Genomic DNA, 15934 nt, shown 5'->3' on the forward strand with positions numbered 1-15934 from the left:
TCAGAGACAGGGAGGACAGCCATGTCAGATACAAACACCGTCAATAACAGCACTCACATACAGCCCCATTTGAGCTATAAAGGCAAAAAGGAGTTTTCCACCGAGCTGGACCAGAATGCCTTTATGAAGCTGATGCTGGAGCAGTTGAAACAGCAGGACCCGCTCTCTCCGATGGACAATTCGCAATTCCTGCAGCAAACGAGCATGATGACCATGGTTGAGAAGCTGACCAAGATGGCCAGCCTGATGGAGCAGTCCAACAACAGCATGCTGACCCTGCGGGAATACGAAGCGCTGGTCGGCAGAACAGCCAGCTACGACATGCAGAAAAAGGACGAAATGACGGGCGAAGTGACCCATGAGAAAAAATCGGGAGTCATCGACGCCGTATACCTCGATCAAGGAAAAATCTACTTCCGCATCCAGGGCGAACAAACGCCAGTCCCCCGCGAATGGATCGAGGGTCTGGAATCGAAAGGCTTGTCCGGAAACAGTCTGGACAACAGCCTGAAGTACGCCGAGATGATCGGAAAAGAAGTGTCCTATACGGAGTCGAAGCAGGTGGACAAGGATGGAAACCCTGACACCACGGACGACGTCACTTCCGTCGATGAAGTCAAAAACGGAGTCATTGTCGGATTCACGATGAAGGACAATGCCGTGCAATTCCAGCTGGACAACGGAACCTCGATCAAGCTGGAAAACATCAAGGGCATGTCGGTCAAGCCGGACAATGCGCGAATGGACAATACCCTCCAATATGCCCAGATGATCGGCTATACAATCACCTATACGGACTCGTCCACCCAACCAGACGGAACGGCATCGACCAGCGAGCTCACAGGTGTGATCAAAGCGGTCAGCATGAAAAATGGCCTGATCGAATTCGTTCTCGACGACGACAAGAAGGTAAAGCTGAACCAAATCATCGGGTACGAAGCGCAGGCATATGCGTAAACAGATTATTGTGTGGATGCAAGCAAACTGTGGATGCTAGCAAACGCATCAGCGAACCGTTGCAAGCAACAAGCCAAAAGCCGTTCGGATTCCATTTCCGAACGGCTTTTCCTTTTGTGCACCCTGCTTTTATTCATCCACGATTACTTTTCCGGTCAAAGCGTCAACGTATACGGTCGTATCCACCCGGAGGTCCGGTCCACAGAAGCAGTGGGCACGCGATTGTCGGAACGACAGATCATACACCAGCTTCCACTCCGGTTTGTCCTCCCGCTTTGACTGCTGCTTCACATACACAAGCTCCAGCGGATATGCTTGCAGCAGGGCATTTAAAGCTGCCTGTTCGGAGATGGCTTGGGTCCGCTCGGGAAATTTCACCTGATCGTAAGGTTCTGTTCTCAGCTCGCGGATGGAGCCGTCCAAAGGATTGACCTCAACGACGTATGCTCCTTCTTCTGCGGTTTGCCCGCTTTTTGCCACAGGCAGTCCCCCAACCACCGGATCTGCCAGCCAAATGCTCCGTTCTTCGTTCCCCGCATCAACAACCCGGAACTGCCGAGTTCCTGCTGGCAGCAGCTTTTCGATCAAGGAGAGAGCTGATTTGAGATCTCTGCTCTTGTCTGTTTTTTTCCGGGGAGACGTCCCATCGTTTTGTTTCATGCTGATCAGCTTGCCCGTCTTGGCCTCAACCTCTACGAGCAGATGATATCTGTTCTCTCCCTTTGCATCGTCCGGAAAATTCCCCAGGTGGTACGGCTTCTCCTGATCAGCGACATCTTTGGCAAACATCCCCCAGATATAGATACGGTGCTGTTCTCCGTTTTCCATGTTCTTTGAAATAACCGACAACGGCCATTTATCTACGTCTGCGCGGGCGATTTCCTTGGCGAATGCTTTTACCTCCGCCTCAGTCTTCAAAGCGGCGTAGCGGCCTTTTCCTGCTAAGGAGACCATTTGCGGCTTTTTCTGAGGGGCCTGCATTCGTTTTCCCGTAAAGGCATCGATGGCACTGCCGGTATGCGGGCCTTCCACGATTCCTCCCTTGATGGCATAAACCAGCCTAGCCTGAGGTTGGCGAGCTTCTGCTTCTGACACTGGCGCAGCTTGGTCCGGCAGCATGTACATCAGCTCCAGCGGCTTGCTTTCTGCAAAGCGCTGGTGAGCCGTGGTCATTGACAGCACGCGCTGCGGCGACGGCATTTCCTTGTGATCGATCGGTTCATAAAGGGCACCGTTGAGCGTGCGAAAGCCAATGATCCGCCCTGTCGCATCGACCGTGACCAAACAGTCGTACGCATCATTCAGCGCTACTTGGTTATGCTTGCGGACAAACCGAACCGTAAACGTACCGTCTTGATCCATTTCGTCTTGGCGAATTCCGCCTTGGCGAGTTCCGTCCTGACGGGTGACGTCTCGTGCTTCGTATGATTTTCCAAAAGGATGAAGGCCATACAGAAAGGCGGCAGCCCTCGACCTGACGACCTCCTCGGTCAGCAGCCCTGTTTGGTGGGTTGAAGCACCCGACGGCTTCAGCTCCAGCACCAGCAGATTTCCTGATTGACTGTCAAATATCGCCTGATCTTGCGGCTCCCCATCTTTATTTCCTGCCATGATAAACGAGACTCGATCGCCGCTGACGCCGGGACCGTCAACCGGACCATCGTAAACGACTGAGCCGTTTCGCAGCTCAGGAATCAGCCGGGTTACATTTTGAATCCCCTTGGATATCGCTACCGGTACAGGAGTGACCGCTGCCGCCGCTTTTGCTGCTGACGCTTGGCCTGGAGAGGCGAACGGGAATGAAAGCAGACTGGCTGTTATGACAGTTCCGGCGCATAAGCGCAGCGCATGTTTTCTATATCGGTTCATGCAGATTGTATCCCCCTTTATCCACTATTCTAAAAAGACGCGTGAAGGGGCTGTCTTGTTACAAAGCGAGTGTATAAAAAAACCGGGAAGTCTGCTCACTTTTGCTTTCTCCCAATAGAAAAAGCGCAGAGCCTTTTCCCGCGCTTTTTTTGTTGGATAATAAGCCTTCCCTTGGAAGCTGCCTTTACGCTCCGAGATTGATCTTTTCCAGCTTCTGCTTCACTAGTTGAACAACGCTTGCTTGCTGCATATCGACAAACACTCTCGTATTTGCATCCGGCACCACGATAATCCCCAACTGATGGTGGTTGCCGGCGTATACGGCGCACTGGACGAATTTGACCTCGCCATCCAGGGTGAGCACTTCCATCTTGCAGAAGGCGGGATTGACTTGCAAGGCAGGGTACAAATCCTCTTTGTTTCGCACGGATACGCCATTTACCTTGACGATAATTTCTCCCGGCCTGATCCCGATCTCCTCTGCGGGAGTCCCCGGAAGAACTGCCATTACCTTGATTCCCCGCGTGGATTGGATAAAATATGGAGCCTTTTGCCGCTCCTGCCACTGGCTCAGCCAGAATAGACCTTCGTGGCCGATGAGTGCAAACACTGCAGCCAGAAGGATCAGCGGCATCCACAATGCTGCCAGCGCAGTCAATCCGAGCAGCACAACCGCATACAGCGCCAATTGCCTGGATATTTGCCCCGCCCGCTGAGCTGGCGTCTCCGTCTGCGTCAAAGCAGAAAAACCGGTGACCGAAGGGAGCAGCAGCAACGCAAAGGATGCAGCGCCGGGGGCAAAAAACGGCCAGCCCGGATACAGCGATCCGCTAAAGCTTCCCGCCTCTACAGGCACGAACAGCGCAAGCGGCGTCACCCAAAACGAGTGCAGCAGATAAGCCCCGACAATCCGTCCACGCTGTCCCTCCACGAATAACGGCGACGCATCCCGCCCCCTGTTCCAACGGACCAGAAAGGCCTCAATCAAGTGCATGATGGCTACGAGCGCCAAAAGCGGCACCGGCTTAGCCTGGACGAGCATGCCCCAGAGCAGCCCGATCCCGGGTACGGAAGAGACGTCTGGAAAGACCTTGGCAACTGCGTGAAAAAGCGTCAACAGCCCTGCACCATAGGCAAAACAGAGAAAGCGCAGCCGGATTAGGGCCAAAACTGCCGCAAAGCCCCACAGCAGCCAGAGATCCTGTATTTGTACGGCAACCCCAAGTACGGCCGCCAAAAGAGAAATCAGCAATCCTCCCACGATGCCCATGCCGAGAGAGCGAATCGTCTGCTGGAGGGGGAATTGAATGCGAACGGCAAACAGTTGTCTTTCCAGCAGCATCTGGCGCCGGTAGTGCAAATAAATAAACAGCAGAAACACGTAAAAAACAGGGTTAAAAAGAAAACCGCCAAACCCGGCCAGCACCGATAGAACATCACCTTGCAACGCCATATGCCTCACCTCGCATAAACAGCTTTCGAAAACGTGACGGTGCCAAGCTATTGGCAACGTCATCGCAGCACTCTTCTTGTCAGCTTCAGTCAAAAAAGAAACCACGGCCATTCATAGCCGTGGTAACCATTTCTACGGAAGGCAGGAGATTCCCTGCCTTTTCCGCCTGGATTATTTTGCCTTGTTCTGCTGAGCAACTACTTCGAGCGCCTTTTGCAGTTGAAGGTCATTTTCCGGTTTGCGTATTTCTTCACGCAGACTGTCTTCCATCGCTGTCCGCGTCGCCTGATCAACCTTTCCGGTCGCCGGCAGCTTGTGGGCAGTCTGGAATTTCTTCACGGCCTGCTCCGTCTTCTCGTCAAAGTAACCGTCGTCACGGCCCGGAGAGAGCTTCAGCCCGGTCAGGATCAACTGCAGGTTCTTGACATCGCTGCCCGCCATGTCCCTAGAAAGCACTTTGTCTGTCGGCAATTGAGTCGCGTTGAAGTACGCAGGCTGCTCTACTTTCACGTCAGGTTCGATGCCTTTTTCGTGAATCCAATTGCCTTTTGGCGTCAGCCACTTGGCGATGGTCAGCTTCAACTGGCTCTTGTCGGCCATTTCCATCGTACTTTGGACGGTTCCTTTGCCAAAGGATTTCTCCCCGACGAGCTTGTAGCCTCCGCTTTCGCTCATCGCTCCGGCAAGAATCTCCGACGCGCTCGCGCTGCCGCCGTTGATCAGGACCGCGATCGGGTACGGCTTGGCAGCGTCTGTCTTGGAAAAATACTCTTCGCGCTGTTTGTTGGCAGAACCGTATTCAATTTCGACGATCTTGCCCTTGTTTGGTATCAACGTTTCGCCGATTTCCTTCACAGCCAGCAAATAGCCGCCAGGATTTCCGCGGACGTCAATGATCAAACCGCCGATTCCCTTTTTCTCCAGATCAGTCAACTGATCCGTAAAATGCTTGGATGTGTCGGAGGAGAATTGCGTCAGGCTGATGACTCCCACCTTGACTCCGTTCTTCTCCATGATTTGACTCGTCACTGTCTCAATCGGAATATCGTCGCGGACGCAGACGACCGTGAGCGGCTCTGCTACTCCCGGACGGGCGATCTTCAGGACCGCTTTCGTACCTTTCGGACCGCGGATTTTGGTAACGGCCTGATGGAGATCAAGCCCTTCGAGCGACTCGCCGTTTACGCTGAGAATCTGGTCGTTGGGACGCAAGCCCGCACGTTCGGCCGGGGAGCCCTTAAAGGGCGATACCACGGTCACACGTCCGTTCTGCATCGTCACCTCCGTACCGATTCCCTGGAACGTCGAATGCAGCGTAGAGTTGAATTCTTCCGCCGATGTCGGGTCCATGTAATCGCTGTACGGATCTTTCAGGGAACCGACCATGCCGCCGATAGCCCCTTCAACCAATTGATCCGTCGTCACATCCTGAATGTACTCCTGCTTGATGGCCGAAAACGCATCAAGCAGCTTTTTGAATTCTTTCGGGTATTCCTGGCTCCCGGTGAACAGAGAGCCTGCCGCTGCGGTAACAGCCGTAGCGTTACTCGAACCGGCGGACGTCTTCATCAAACCCATGGTCAAAAAGCTGCTCGCGACCATGGTGACGATCACGAGGGCAAACACGGAACGTCCATTCCATTTCATCGTCACGACACCATCCTTTGTGCTCCCCGGTGGAAAAGGTATGCAGCTAGTGTATGCAAATCTGTCAGGCAATATTTGCCTGAACGTCTCCGGAACGCGCTAGCGAAGGTACGGCATCGGATCGACAGCCACTTCGTTTTTGTACACGGTGAAATGCAAATGGTTGCCTGTAGAACGGCCGGTCGATCCGACCTCGGCAATTTTCTGGCCTTTATCTACTTTTTGTCCCACCGACACCTTGATGCCGCCCTCACGGATGTGCCCGTAAAGCGTGGTAATCTCGGGACTGTGCTTGATCATCACCGCGTTGCCGAAGCCTCCGTAGTAGCCGGCGAAGACGACAATGCCCGGAGCAGCTGCCTTGATCGGAGTTCCTTTCGGGGCTGCCATATCTACTCCATTATGCCCAGCAGAGCGGCCGGTAAACGGGTCTCTGCGCACTCCGAAGCCGGAGGACCAGCGGAACAGCCCATCGTCGATCGGCAGTCCAAGCTGCCCGCCCTTGTAGCCGTTGCTGCTGGAGCTGAGCGCACGTACTCTTTCAGCGTACTTTGCCTCTTCCTGTTTTACAAGGGCCAATAATTGCTGGCCGTATTCTTCCAGGCTCTCATTCAGCTGCTCTTCTTGCTTTTGCAGTTCGGCCTTCACGACAACGCTCCGCTTGTACTGCTTGTCCAATTCGGCTTTCAAATCTTCCGCCTCTTCGTACATTCCTGCGTACACGGTGAGCTGGTGGTCGATCTCTTTTTTCTTCTTTTCAATCGTGTCTTTGTCCCGCTTGTTGTCTTCGAGAATTTTGGTATCCTGCTCCAAAATCAGCTTCAATCCCTGCATGCGGGTCAGAAAATCGCCAAAATCGGACGCGCCCAGCAATACGTCCAGATAAGAGACGTTGCCGCGCTCATACATAACCTTGACACGCGTCTTCAGCAGGGCATCCCGCTTGGCGACCCGGTCGATGGCCTCGTCGAGCTGGTCCTGTGCTTCTGCTGCCTTTACCTTGGTCACTTCCATCTCGTTTTCGAGCTTGTCCAGCTTTTTCTGGGTTTCGTTGCGGCGAAGGTCAATCGCCATCAGCTCTGTTTCCAGGTCTTTTGTCTGCTTCTGGACCGAAGCGATTTGTTGCTTGGTCGCCTCTACCTTCTTTTTCTGTGCTCTCGTTTTTTGTTGAATAGCTTTCAATTCCTGATTGATTTTGTCTAGGGATGACTTGCTTGCTGCCCAACTGACGGTTGAAGGTGCGGCGGAGACAGCCAGAAGGCCTGTCACCAGTATGGATAGCAGTATCTTCTTCCTCATAGTTCTCCTCCCTAGTAAGTGATTACACCCGCAAAAAGCGGCGTACGGACACCAGACTGCCCCAAATGCCGATGAAGGCCCCGATGGCCAGCAGCGCCAATGCCACTTGATAGACGAGCGGGAACAGCGGCAGCAGTTGGAACATTTGCGATGCGATCAGGCTTCCATTGATCGCGTCTACCAGATAGTGATAGCTGATAATCAGAATGACGATCGGAATCAGGGCGCCCATGATGCCCATCAGAAGTCCTTCGACAAAGAACGGCCAACGGATAAACCAGTTGGTCGCACCGACCAGCTTCATGATCTCGATCTCCCTGCGACGAGCTACAATCGTCAGCTTGATCGTATTGGCGATCAGGAACATCGCGGTGAAGCCCAGGCCGATGATGAAGCCGATCCCCACGTTGCGGACGGCCCCGGTGGCGGCAAACAGCTTTTCCACCGTTCCTTCGCCGTAGTTGATGCTGCTGACGAACTCCAGCTTCTTGAGCTCGCTCGCGACAGCGGCCGTTTCCTGCGGCAGCTTGGTCTTGACGACAAAGGCGTCAGGCAAAGGATTCTCCTTGTCCATTCCCTCGAACAGGTACGCCTTTTCGCCCATGCTCTCCCTCAGTTGCTTCAGTCCCTCGTCTTTCGGAATAAACTGAACGGACGCCACTTTGGGAATCGACTTAATATTTTGTTCCAGCGACGCGATGTTGTCTTTTGTCGCAAGGGTGTCGATAAATACGCGAATCTCGACTTGCTTTTCGACGTTTTGGGCGAAGAAGTTGACGTTCATCGCCAAAATCAGAAACACGCCCAAAATCAGCAGGGTAATGGTCACGGCGCTGATGGAAGCGAAGGTCATCCAGCCGTTTCTGACGAGGTTTTTAACCCCTTCACGGGCGTGGCGTCCCAGCGTTCTAATCTTCATAACCGTATTCCCCTCTCTGCTCGTCGCGGGCAATTTGTCCCGCCTCGATGGCAACTACCCGCTTTCTCATGGTGTTTACAATCTCCCGGTTATGCGTAGCCATGACGACCGTCGTTCCCCGCTGGTTGATCTCTTCAAACAGCTTCATGATCTCCCACGAGGTTTCCGGGTCCAGGTTGCCCGTCGGTTCGTCCGCGATGATGATCCCCGGGTTGTTTACCAGCGCCCGCGCCAACGCGACACGCTGCTGTTCGCCGCCGGACAGCTCGCTCGGCAGCATTTTTGCCTTGTGCTTCAGCTTGACAAGCCCCAGTACATCCATGACGCGCGGCTTGATCTGTTTCGGCGAAGCTTCGATGACTTCCATGGCGAAGGCCACGTTTTCGAAAACGCTCAAGGTCGGGAGCAGCTTGAAATCCTGGAATACGACGCCGATACTGCGCCGCACCATCGGAATTTGGCGCTCCTTGATCCGGCTAACATTGAATCCCCCGAGAAAAATCTGCCCCTTCGTCGGCTTTTCCTCGCGGTACATCAGCTTGATGAAGGTCGATTTTCCCGCACCGCTCGGTCCTACTACATACACGAATTCGCCCTTTTCGATGCGAATATTGATCCCTTTCAAGGCATTCGTGCCATTGGGATAGGTTTTCCAGACGTCAAACATCTCGATCAAGCAAATCACATCCTACATTGTCAGATCCATATGTCTATGCTCTCTAGATCCTCGTTTTTATGTACACACGCAAATAAATGAATAACCGTCCTTATCCGACAAAGCTTGCATCCATCCGTCTTATGCTGCCGCGAGATGGTAAAATACGACAGCGCATATAGCCATCCGTTCTATTATACCACCGTGTTTCGAGGATGGTATCCACTAAATCTCTCATTTCTTGTCGAATCGATATCTCTTTTTGTTTTTGATCGGTTTCCTTCGGCTGGATTTGCGGTTTTTCCCTGCACTTTGCTGCCCATCGTCACCTGGTTTGTTTGATTTCCCTTGGCTACAATAAAAGAGTACGACTCGTAAAGGAGGCTTTTTGCGTTGAATAATTTTATTTACCATAACCCGACCGAATTGATTTTCGGAAAGGGACAATTGTCTCATTTGAAGGATAAGGCCGCCAAGCTCGGAGCTTCCGTCCTGCTCGTTTACGGAGGCGGCAGCATCAAGCGCACCGGTCTGTACGACAAAATTATCTCCCTGCTTCAGGAGGCAGGCTGCCAGGTTCATGAGCTAGCAGGCGTAGAGCCGAACCCTCGCCTGTCGACTGTAAAAAAAGGCATCGGCATTTGCCGAGAGCAGGGTGTCAATTGGATTTTGGCTGTCGGCGGCGGAAGCGTGATCGACGCATCCAAAGCAATCGCTGTCGGCGTACCGTACCAAGGGGACGTCTGGGATTTCTACACCCGCAAGGCTACACCGCAAAAAGCGCTCCCGCTCGGCACCGTTCTGACACTCGCCGCAACGGGCTCCGAAATGAACCGCGGCAGCGTGGTGACGAACTGGGAGACGCAAGAGAAGTTTGGCGGCACTACCACGTTCCCGACCTTCTCGATCCTCGATCCGGAGAATACCTTCTCCGTACCACGGGACCAGACGATCTACGGCATGTGCGACATCATGTCCCACGTATTTGAACAGTATTTCAGCCACACCCCGGAAATCCCGCTGCAAACGCGCTTTGCGGAAGCCATCCTGAAGACAGTCATCGAAAATGCCGAGCGCGTGCTGGCCAATCCGGAAGATTACGACGCCCGCGCCAACATCCTCTACTGCGGAACGATGGCATTAAACGGCACACTGCCGGTCGGAGTGGAAACCGACTGGGCTACCCACTCCATCGAGCACGCGGTCAGCGCCGTCTACGACATTCCGCATGGCGGCGGTCTGGCGATTATTTTCCCGAAATGGATGCGTTATGTCTACCGCGAAAATGTGGAGCGCTTCAAGCGCTACGCGACAGAGGTATGGGGCGTCGATCCGGCAGGCAAAACGGATGACGAAATTGCCCTCGCCGGGATTGAGGCGACAGAGGCATTCTTCGCCCGCATCGGTGCGCCTACCAGGCTGGCTGACTATCAGATCGGTGATGAAAAGCTTCAACTGATGGCCGAGAAGGCAACGCCGTTCGGGCCGATTGGACGCTTTAAAAAGCTGGCTAGCGAAGATGTGGCCGAGATTTTGCGGATGTGCCTCTAAGCATTCAGGAACAAAAAAAGGGGATAGGAGCCATTACACGGGCTTCTATCCCTTTTTTGCTTTTTTGGGCTGCGGGAAGACGTATGCCCCCATGTCAGAAAAGGCTCATTTCTCCGGTGTCTTGCTCGTTTGCTTGACCGGCAATTCGACGCTCCAGTCGACATCCGCATACCTTTTGGTCACGGCCGATAAGGAAATCGTCAGCTGTTTCGGGATTTGCTCCATCTCTCCCACATCCAGACCGAACCTCATAATTTCTCTGCCTTGGGCATCTTTCCCGATGCTGTCGTAGGAAGCGCCGTTAATCGGATAGGACTTCCCGCTCTCATCCGTAATTACCCACCAGACATACTCAATGGAGGAAATGTCCCGGAGAGCTGCTTCCACCGTAAGAACCGTACTGTTTTCGCGGACCCGAGGGTCTTCCGCTTTCAAGCTTTTCACCGTAAACAGACTTCCCTTGTACTCGACGCTCTTCGGCTCAGCCGCCAGCTTCTCCGGCTGGAATGAAAACGTCAGGTCTGCCGGTTCTGTCACATGTACGGCGTCCAACACAAACGTAAACGGACCGCTTTCTCCAAATGGCACGTAGGCAGTATTCCACGTAAAGTGTCCGTATCGGTCGCCGGAACCCCGTCCCTCCGTCAGCATTCCCTGCTCGAGACCCTGGCCTTCATTTTTATAGGCAGTTACGTCATTGCCGTTTTTGTCCAGTATCCGATACTCCAGGCGATACTGCTGATACGGGACATAAGGAGCGTAATCCGGGTTTTGCGTTTTTCCCGTCATCTCCCGGGCATATTGTGAAAGCCTCTTTTTCGCTCCTTCATCCCATTTGGTTTCAATCCCCAGCACTGTAGACGAGGGAGCTTCTGTTACCGTGTGAAGCGAGATTTGCAGCCCTTGCGGCGTTGTGTACCGGCCATCGACGGGAATAATGCGGGTGGCGGCGATCGCTTCCTTCATGGAAAACGGCACCTCCAGCTTCCAGTGGCCTTTTATTGTTCCGATTTTCCGCACATCGATGAGCAGCTTCATCTGATCAGGAACCGGCCGCTTATCCAAATCCTCCAAGGTAAAACTGAGGTAACCGAGATGTCTCTCCCTGTCCCCTCCTCCACCGACTCCGCTGGTCAGCCGCTGATTTTTCTCGTCCGTCAGTGCGATGACTTTCTCAAGGTTCTTCCAAATCTCCTGTGGATCGATCAGAGTCCCGTCCGTCTTTTTGATTTGGTAGGATACGAACACCCGGGTAGGATCAGCCATAATCGCCTGGACTTCAATCGTAATGCCTTGGTCGGTAACAGAGGCATTGGCCGATCGGGCATGCCCCTCAATCGTTGCCCTCTCGATACCCTTGTCCAGGCTTCCCTGTCCAAACAATGCTCGAACCTTCTCTTGCGCCGCTTGTGCAGCTCCCTCCGGATGCGTCTTGTTCGAAACTCCCTGTCCGATCAATGACTTTACCTGGGCGGAAAAATCCGGTGACACATACGTGCCGACTCCCGCTGCAAACAAGACCGCCCCCGCTGTGGCGATTGACATGGAGGCCCAGCGATACCAATGCCGCTTGCTTTGGCGCGGTCTGGGGCGGATCGCTGCTGTCGGCATCACAAAATCCGGAATCTTCTCCTGCTCAGCCACGCGATGCAATACGGCAGCAATCTCCTGATCGTGCTTACTCATTTGCACTCACTCCTATCTTTGACAAATGGGGTGCGTCATCTCGCCCTTGCAGTTTGGCGGCAATCAGCTTCCGGGCGTGGTGCAGCCGGGATTTCACGGTTCCCTCAAATACGCCAAGCATCTCGGCAATCTCCGCAACGCTGAAATCTCCGTAGTAGTACAAAATCACGACGGTGCGGTGTTTTACCTTCATCTCGCAAATGGCCTTCCAAATCTGCTGCTGCTCCTCTCTTTCGATCACGCTATTCAGAGGATTGGTCGACTCATCGGCCCATTCCTGATATTCGCTGACAGGTTTGTGTCTGCGAACGGCGTTGAGTGCCCGATGCGTGACGATTTTGGCAAACCAGGTCCGAAACGACACGCCTCTGTCGGGATCAAAGCGATCCAGAGACTGATACAGCTCAAACAAGGCCTCCTGTACAGCATCCTGAGCCAGCTGCCGATCGTGGATGATCAGCAAGGCTGTACGATATGCCATCGCCAAGTGAGGCCGTACCAGCTCTTCGAAGCCGGCACTATCGCCTTTTCGGTACTTGACGGATAACTCCGCTTCCTTCACAACTTGTCCTCCTCGCAGGTTCTTTTGCTCTATATTCACCGCTCAACCAAATTTGGTTCAAAAAAAATTTGTGTTTTTTTCAATTTGTATAACGCATCCTTCCCTGCTATTTTATAGGAAGCTGCAAGAGCAGGCCGTAGTCAGCTCGGACAATCCGGAAAAACTGTTGGAAGCCTTGACGGAAACGTCAAAAAACCTCCAAGTGCCACTGTAATAGCGGACTTGGAGGTTGTTCATCCGGACTTACGCCGGCGACCCTACATCAATCAATGATTCGATCATAACCTTTTGGCTGTTCTTGTCGACCCAAGCGTGTGTCTCCTTGAGCAGCTCGCGGTATGCGGAGATTTGCGCTTCCACCTGGCCACGCGCTGTTCCCCCGAGAACATTGCGGGCATTGACGACAGTCTCCACTGCCAGTGCTTCATACACGTCGCTGTCAATGTCAGCGGAGAACATCCGAAACTCGTCGAGCGACAGGTCCAACAAGTATTTCTGCTGCTCGATGCAGTAGAGCACGGCGCGTCCCACCACTTCATGCGCCTGGCGGAACGGCATTTCCTTGCGAACCAAATAGTCGGCGAGGTCCGTGGCGTTGGAAAAGTCCTGCGTCACGGCCTGGCGCATCCGGTCCGTCTTGACCTGCATCGTCTGGATCATCGGCGTGAGCAGAGCCAGCGCACCATGCAAAGTCGCAACCGTATCGAACATGCCTTCCTTGTCTTCCTGCATGTCTTTGTTGTACGCGAGCGGCAGTCCTTTCAGCACGGTCAAAAGACCAAACAGGTTGCCGTACACCCGCCCCGTCTTTCCGCGGACCAGCTCCGCCACATCCGGGTTCTTCTTCTGCGGCATGATGCTGGAGCCGGTGCAGAATGCATCGTCCAGCTCCACAAAGGAAAATTCCTGGCTGCTCCAGATCACCAGCTCCTCACACAAGCGGGAGAGATGCGCCATCAAAAGGGAGGCGCTTGCCAGGAACTCCACGATGAAGTCGCGATCGCTCACGGCGTCCATGCTGTTCAGGTAAATGCCGTCAAACTGCAGCAGCTCGGCGACGAAAGCGCGGTCGATCGGGAATGTGGTGCCAGCCAGCGCACCCGCCCCGAGCGGCAGCACGTTTACCCGTTTCCAGCAGTCGCGCATCCGCTCGATGTCGCGCTGCAGCATGGACACATACGCCATCATATGGTAGCCGAAGAGGACCGGCTGGGCCCGCTGCAGATGTGTGTAGCCCGGCATCACCGTATCCAGGTGGCTGCTCGCCTGCTCCAACAGCGCCTCTTGCAGATACATGGAAAGCTGGATGATCTCCATCAGCTTTTCCCGCAAATACAAGTGCATATCGAGAGCTACCTGATCATTGCGGCTCCGTCCCGTGTGCAGCTTGCCGCCGACCGGACCGATCTCTTCGATCAGCATCTTTTCTATGTTCATATGCACATCTTCGTGGGCCACGAGAAATTGCACCTGGCCCCGTTCGATTTTTTCCTTTACCTTCTTCAGGCCGGCAATAATCTGCCTGACCTCATCCATCGGCAGGATGCCGCACTTTCCCAGCATCGCCACGTGAGCCAGGCTGCCGACGATATCTTGCCGCCACATCTGCTGGTCGAAAGAGATGGAAGCTGTATATTCTTCTACAAGCTGATTCGTCGGCTTCGTGAAGCGTCCTCCCCACAGTTTCATTGCACAATCGCATCCTTTTCGTCCAAAATCTTGATCGGCGTTTTCATATTTTCATGCAGCACGCCCTCGTTCACCTGAGCGTATACCTTGGTCGGCAGGCCCCACAGCTTGATAAAGCCGATCGCCGCTTTGTGATCGAATTGGTCACCCGCCGCATACGTAGCCAGCTCGTGGCTATAGAGGGTCGAATCCGATTTTCGGCCGACGACGATGGCATGCCCCTTGTGCAGCTTCACGCGTACTACGCCGGTGACGTATTTTTGGGTTTCTTCGATGAAGGCTTGCAGGGCGTTGCGGATCGGCGAATACCAGAGTCCTTCGTAGATGACCTGCGCTACTTTTTGCTCGATGATCGGCTTGAACTGGGCCACCTCACGCGGCTGGGTCAGGAACTCCAGCTCACGGTGCGCCAGGATCAATGTCGTCGCGGCAGGAGTCTCATACACTTCCCGGGACTTGATGCCGACCAGACGGTTTTCCACATGGTCGATGCGGCCGACGCCGTGGTTTCCGGCGATTTTGTTCAGCTTCAGAATCAGCTCGGAGAGTGGCAGCTCTTCGCCGTTCAGCGCAGTCGGCACTCCTTTGACAAAGGTGATCTCGATTTCCTCCGGCTGATCAGGCGCATCGGCGATGGATTTGGTCAGATCGTACGCGCCCTCCGGCGGTGCGGCCCAAGGATCTTCCAGAACGCCGCACTCGCAGCTTCTGCCCCACAGGTTTTGGTCGATGCTGTATGGATTGTCCAGATCGATCGGGATCGGGATGTTGTTCTTTTTCGCATATTCAATCTCTTCGTCACGCGTCCAGCCCCACTCGCGGACAGGCGCTACGATTTTGAGATTCGGATTCAGAGCCGTAAAGGAAACGTCAAAGCGAACCTGGTCGTTTCCTTTGCCTGTGCAGCCGTGCGCGACAGCGACAGCGCCTTCTTTTTCAGCAATCTCTACCAGAACGCGAGAGATCAGGTAGCGGGACAAAGCGGACACGAGCGGATATTTGCCTTCGTACATGGCGTTTGCCTGCAGCGCCGGAAGCACGTATTCCTGGGCAAAAGCTTCTTTCGCGTCGACGACGATCGACTTCAGTGCACCGACCTGCAGCGCTTTTTTCTGGACAAAATCAAGGTCCTTTCCTTCTCCTACGTCCAGCGCTACCGCAATGACGTCGTAATTGTATGTGTCTTGCAGCCATTTGATCGCTACAGATGTATCTAAACCGCCTGAATAGGCCAAAACAATTTTATCTTTTGCCATCGTTCTTTCTCTCCCCGTGTAGAAAAATTATTTATGAGTAATTATACATACTAACTTATAAAAATACAACGCCTTTTTTGTTTCCTCCTTCTTTTTTTCATGTTACAACTAGAGCAGCAGCCTCGATCCTAGGCAGAGGTTTCCCCGAAGCCTTCAAGCGATCGAGCACGGGCTGCCTGGACCTGCACAGCTTTGATTCCTTCGGTGAAGCGGAGTCTATCATCCGCGAAGCCAAACGGTCAAAGCTGCTGCCACGGTCAGGCGAGGTCTTCAACAAATGAGAGGACTATAGATAAAGCAGACGCATGCCAACCTGTTGGAAGTAATGAATATAAAGAAGAGGCAAAGAAGTGTACCCCGCCTTAGCCTACTCCGTTCATAACAGGTACAT

12 protein-coding genes are annotated in these 15934 nt (G+C 53.7%); 2 read left to right on the forward strand and 10 right to left on the reverse strand.

Annotation, left to right across the window (positions count from 1 at the left end; genetic code table 11):
* Positions 1-21: 21 nt before the first annotated feature.
* Complete coding sequence (locus tag NSQ24_RS23475; protein WP_024985326.1) at positions 22-957, forward strand: flagellar hook capping FlgD N-terminal domain-containing protein; 936 nt, start codon at positions 22-24, stop codon at positions 955-957.
* 129 nt (positions 958-1086) lie between these two features.
* Here NSQ24_RS23475 and NSQ24_RS23480 read toward each other — a convergent pair whose 3' ends face one another.
* The 6 genes from NSQ24_RS23480 to ftsE form a co-directional block, all read right to left on the reverse strand.
* Positions 1087-2826, reverse strand: coding sequence for a hypothetical protein (locus NSQ24_RS23480; protein WP_339166716.1), 1740 nt, complete (start codon positions 2824-2826; stop codon positions 1087-1089).
* A 184-nt stretch (positions 2827-3010) separates the two neighbouring features.
* Positions 3011-4279: a PDZ domain-containing protein gene (locus NSQ24_RS23485; RefSeq protein WP_003388261.1), complete on the reverse strand. Its 1269-nt coding sequence runs from the start codon at positions 4277-4279 to the stop codon at positions 3011-3013.
* Positions 4280-4450: 171 nt separating this feature from the next.
* Positions 4451-5926 (reverse strand): S41 family peptidase, encoded by a 1476-nt coding sequence (locus NSQ24_RS23490; RefSeq protein WP_003388262.1) that lies wholly within the window; start codon positions 5924-5926, stop codon positions 4451-4453.
* Positions 5927-6025: 99 nt separating this feature from the next.
* Positions 6026-7225 (reverse strand): peptidoglycan DD-metalloendopeptidase family protein, encoded by a 1200-nt coding sequence (locus NSQ24_RS23495; protein WP_003388263.1) that lies wholly within the window; start codon positions 7223-7225, stop codon positions 6026-6028.
* A gap of 22 nt (positions 7226-7247) precedes the next feature.
* Complete coding sequence (gene ftsX, locus NSQ24_RS23500) at positions 7248-8144, reverse strand: permease-like cell division protein FtsX (protein ID WP_003388264.1); 897 nt, start codon at positions 8142-8144, stop codon at positions 7248-7250.
* Complete coding sequence (gene ftsE / locus NSQ24_RS23505; protein WP_003388266.1) at positions 8134-8820, reverse strand: cell division ATP-binding protein FtsE; 687 nt, start codon at positions 8818-8820, stop codon at positions 8134-8136. The genes ftsX and ftsE overlap by 11 nt, the downstream gene beginning before the upstream one ends.
* A gap of 372 nt (positions 8821-9192) precedes the next feature.
* Between ftsE and NSQ24_RS23510 the strand changes: the two genes are divergently transcribed.
* A complete protein-coding gene (locus NSQ24_RS23510; protein ID WP_003388268.1) occupies positions 9193-10350 on the forward strand; it encodes an iron-containing alcohol dehydrogenase in 1158 nt (385 codons plus the stop codon).
* 105 nt (positions 10351-10455) lie between these two features.
* Here the strand turns inward: NSQ24_RS23510 and NSQ24_RS23515 are convergent, their stop codons facing one another.
* From NSQ24_RS23515 to NSQ24_RS23530, 4 genes are all read right to left on the reverse strand, one after another.
* Positions 10456-12036: a DUF4179 domain-containing protein gene (locus tag NSQ24_RS23515; protein ID WP_339166719.1), complete on the reverse strand. Its 1581-nt coding sequence runs from the start codon at positions 12034-12036 to the stop codon at positions 10456-10458.
* A complete protein-coding gene (locus tag NSQ24_RS23520; protein WP_031932636.1) occupies positions 12029-12598 on the reverse strand; it encodes an RNA polymerase sigma factor in 570 nt (189 codons plus the stop codon). The genes NSQ24_RS23515 and NSQ24_RS23520 overlap by 8 nt, the downstream gene beginning before the upstream one ends.
* 243 nt (positions 12599-12841) lie before the next feature.
* On the reverse strand, positions 12842-14287 hold the full coding sequence (argH, locus tag NSQ24_RS23525; protein ID WP_172920878.1) for an argininosuccinate lyase: 1446 nt from the start codon (positions 14285-14287) through the stop codon (positions 12842-12844).
* Complete coding sequence (locus NSQ24_RS23530; RefSeq protein WP_024985321.1) at positions 14284-15543, reverse strand: argininosuccinate synthase; 1260 nt, start codon at positions 15541-15543, stop codon at positions 14284-14286. Before NSQ24_RS23530 ends, argH begins: the two co-directional genes overlap by 4 nt.
* Positions 15544-15934: the final 391 nt, after the last annotated feature.

Origin of the sequence: Brevibacillus sp. FSL L8-0520 (genome assembly GCF_037963895.1) — a bacterium.
GTDB classification, from domain to species: Bacteria; Bacillota; Bacilli; order Brevibacillales; family Brevibacillaceae; genus Brevibacillus; species Brevibacillus borstelensis.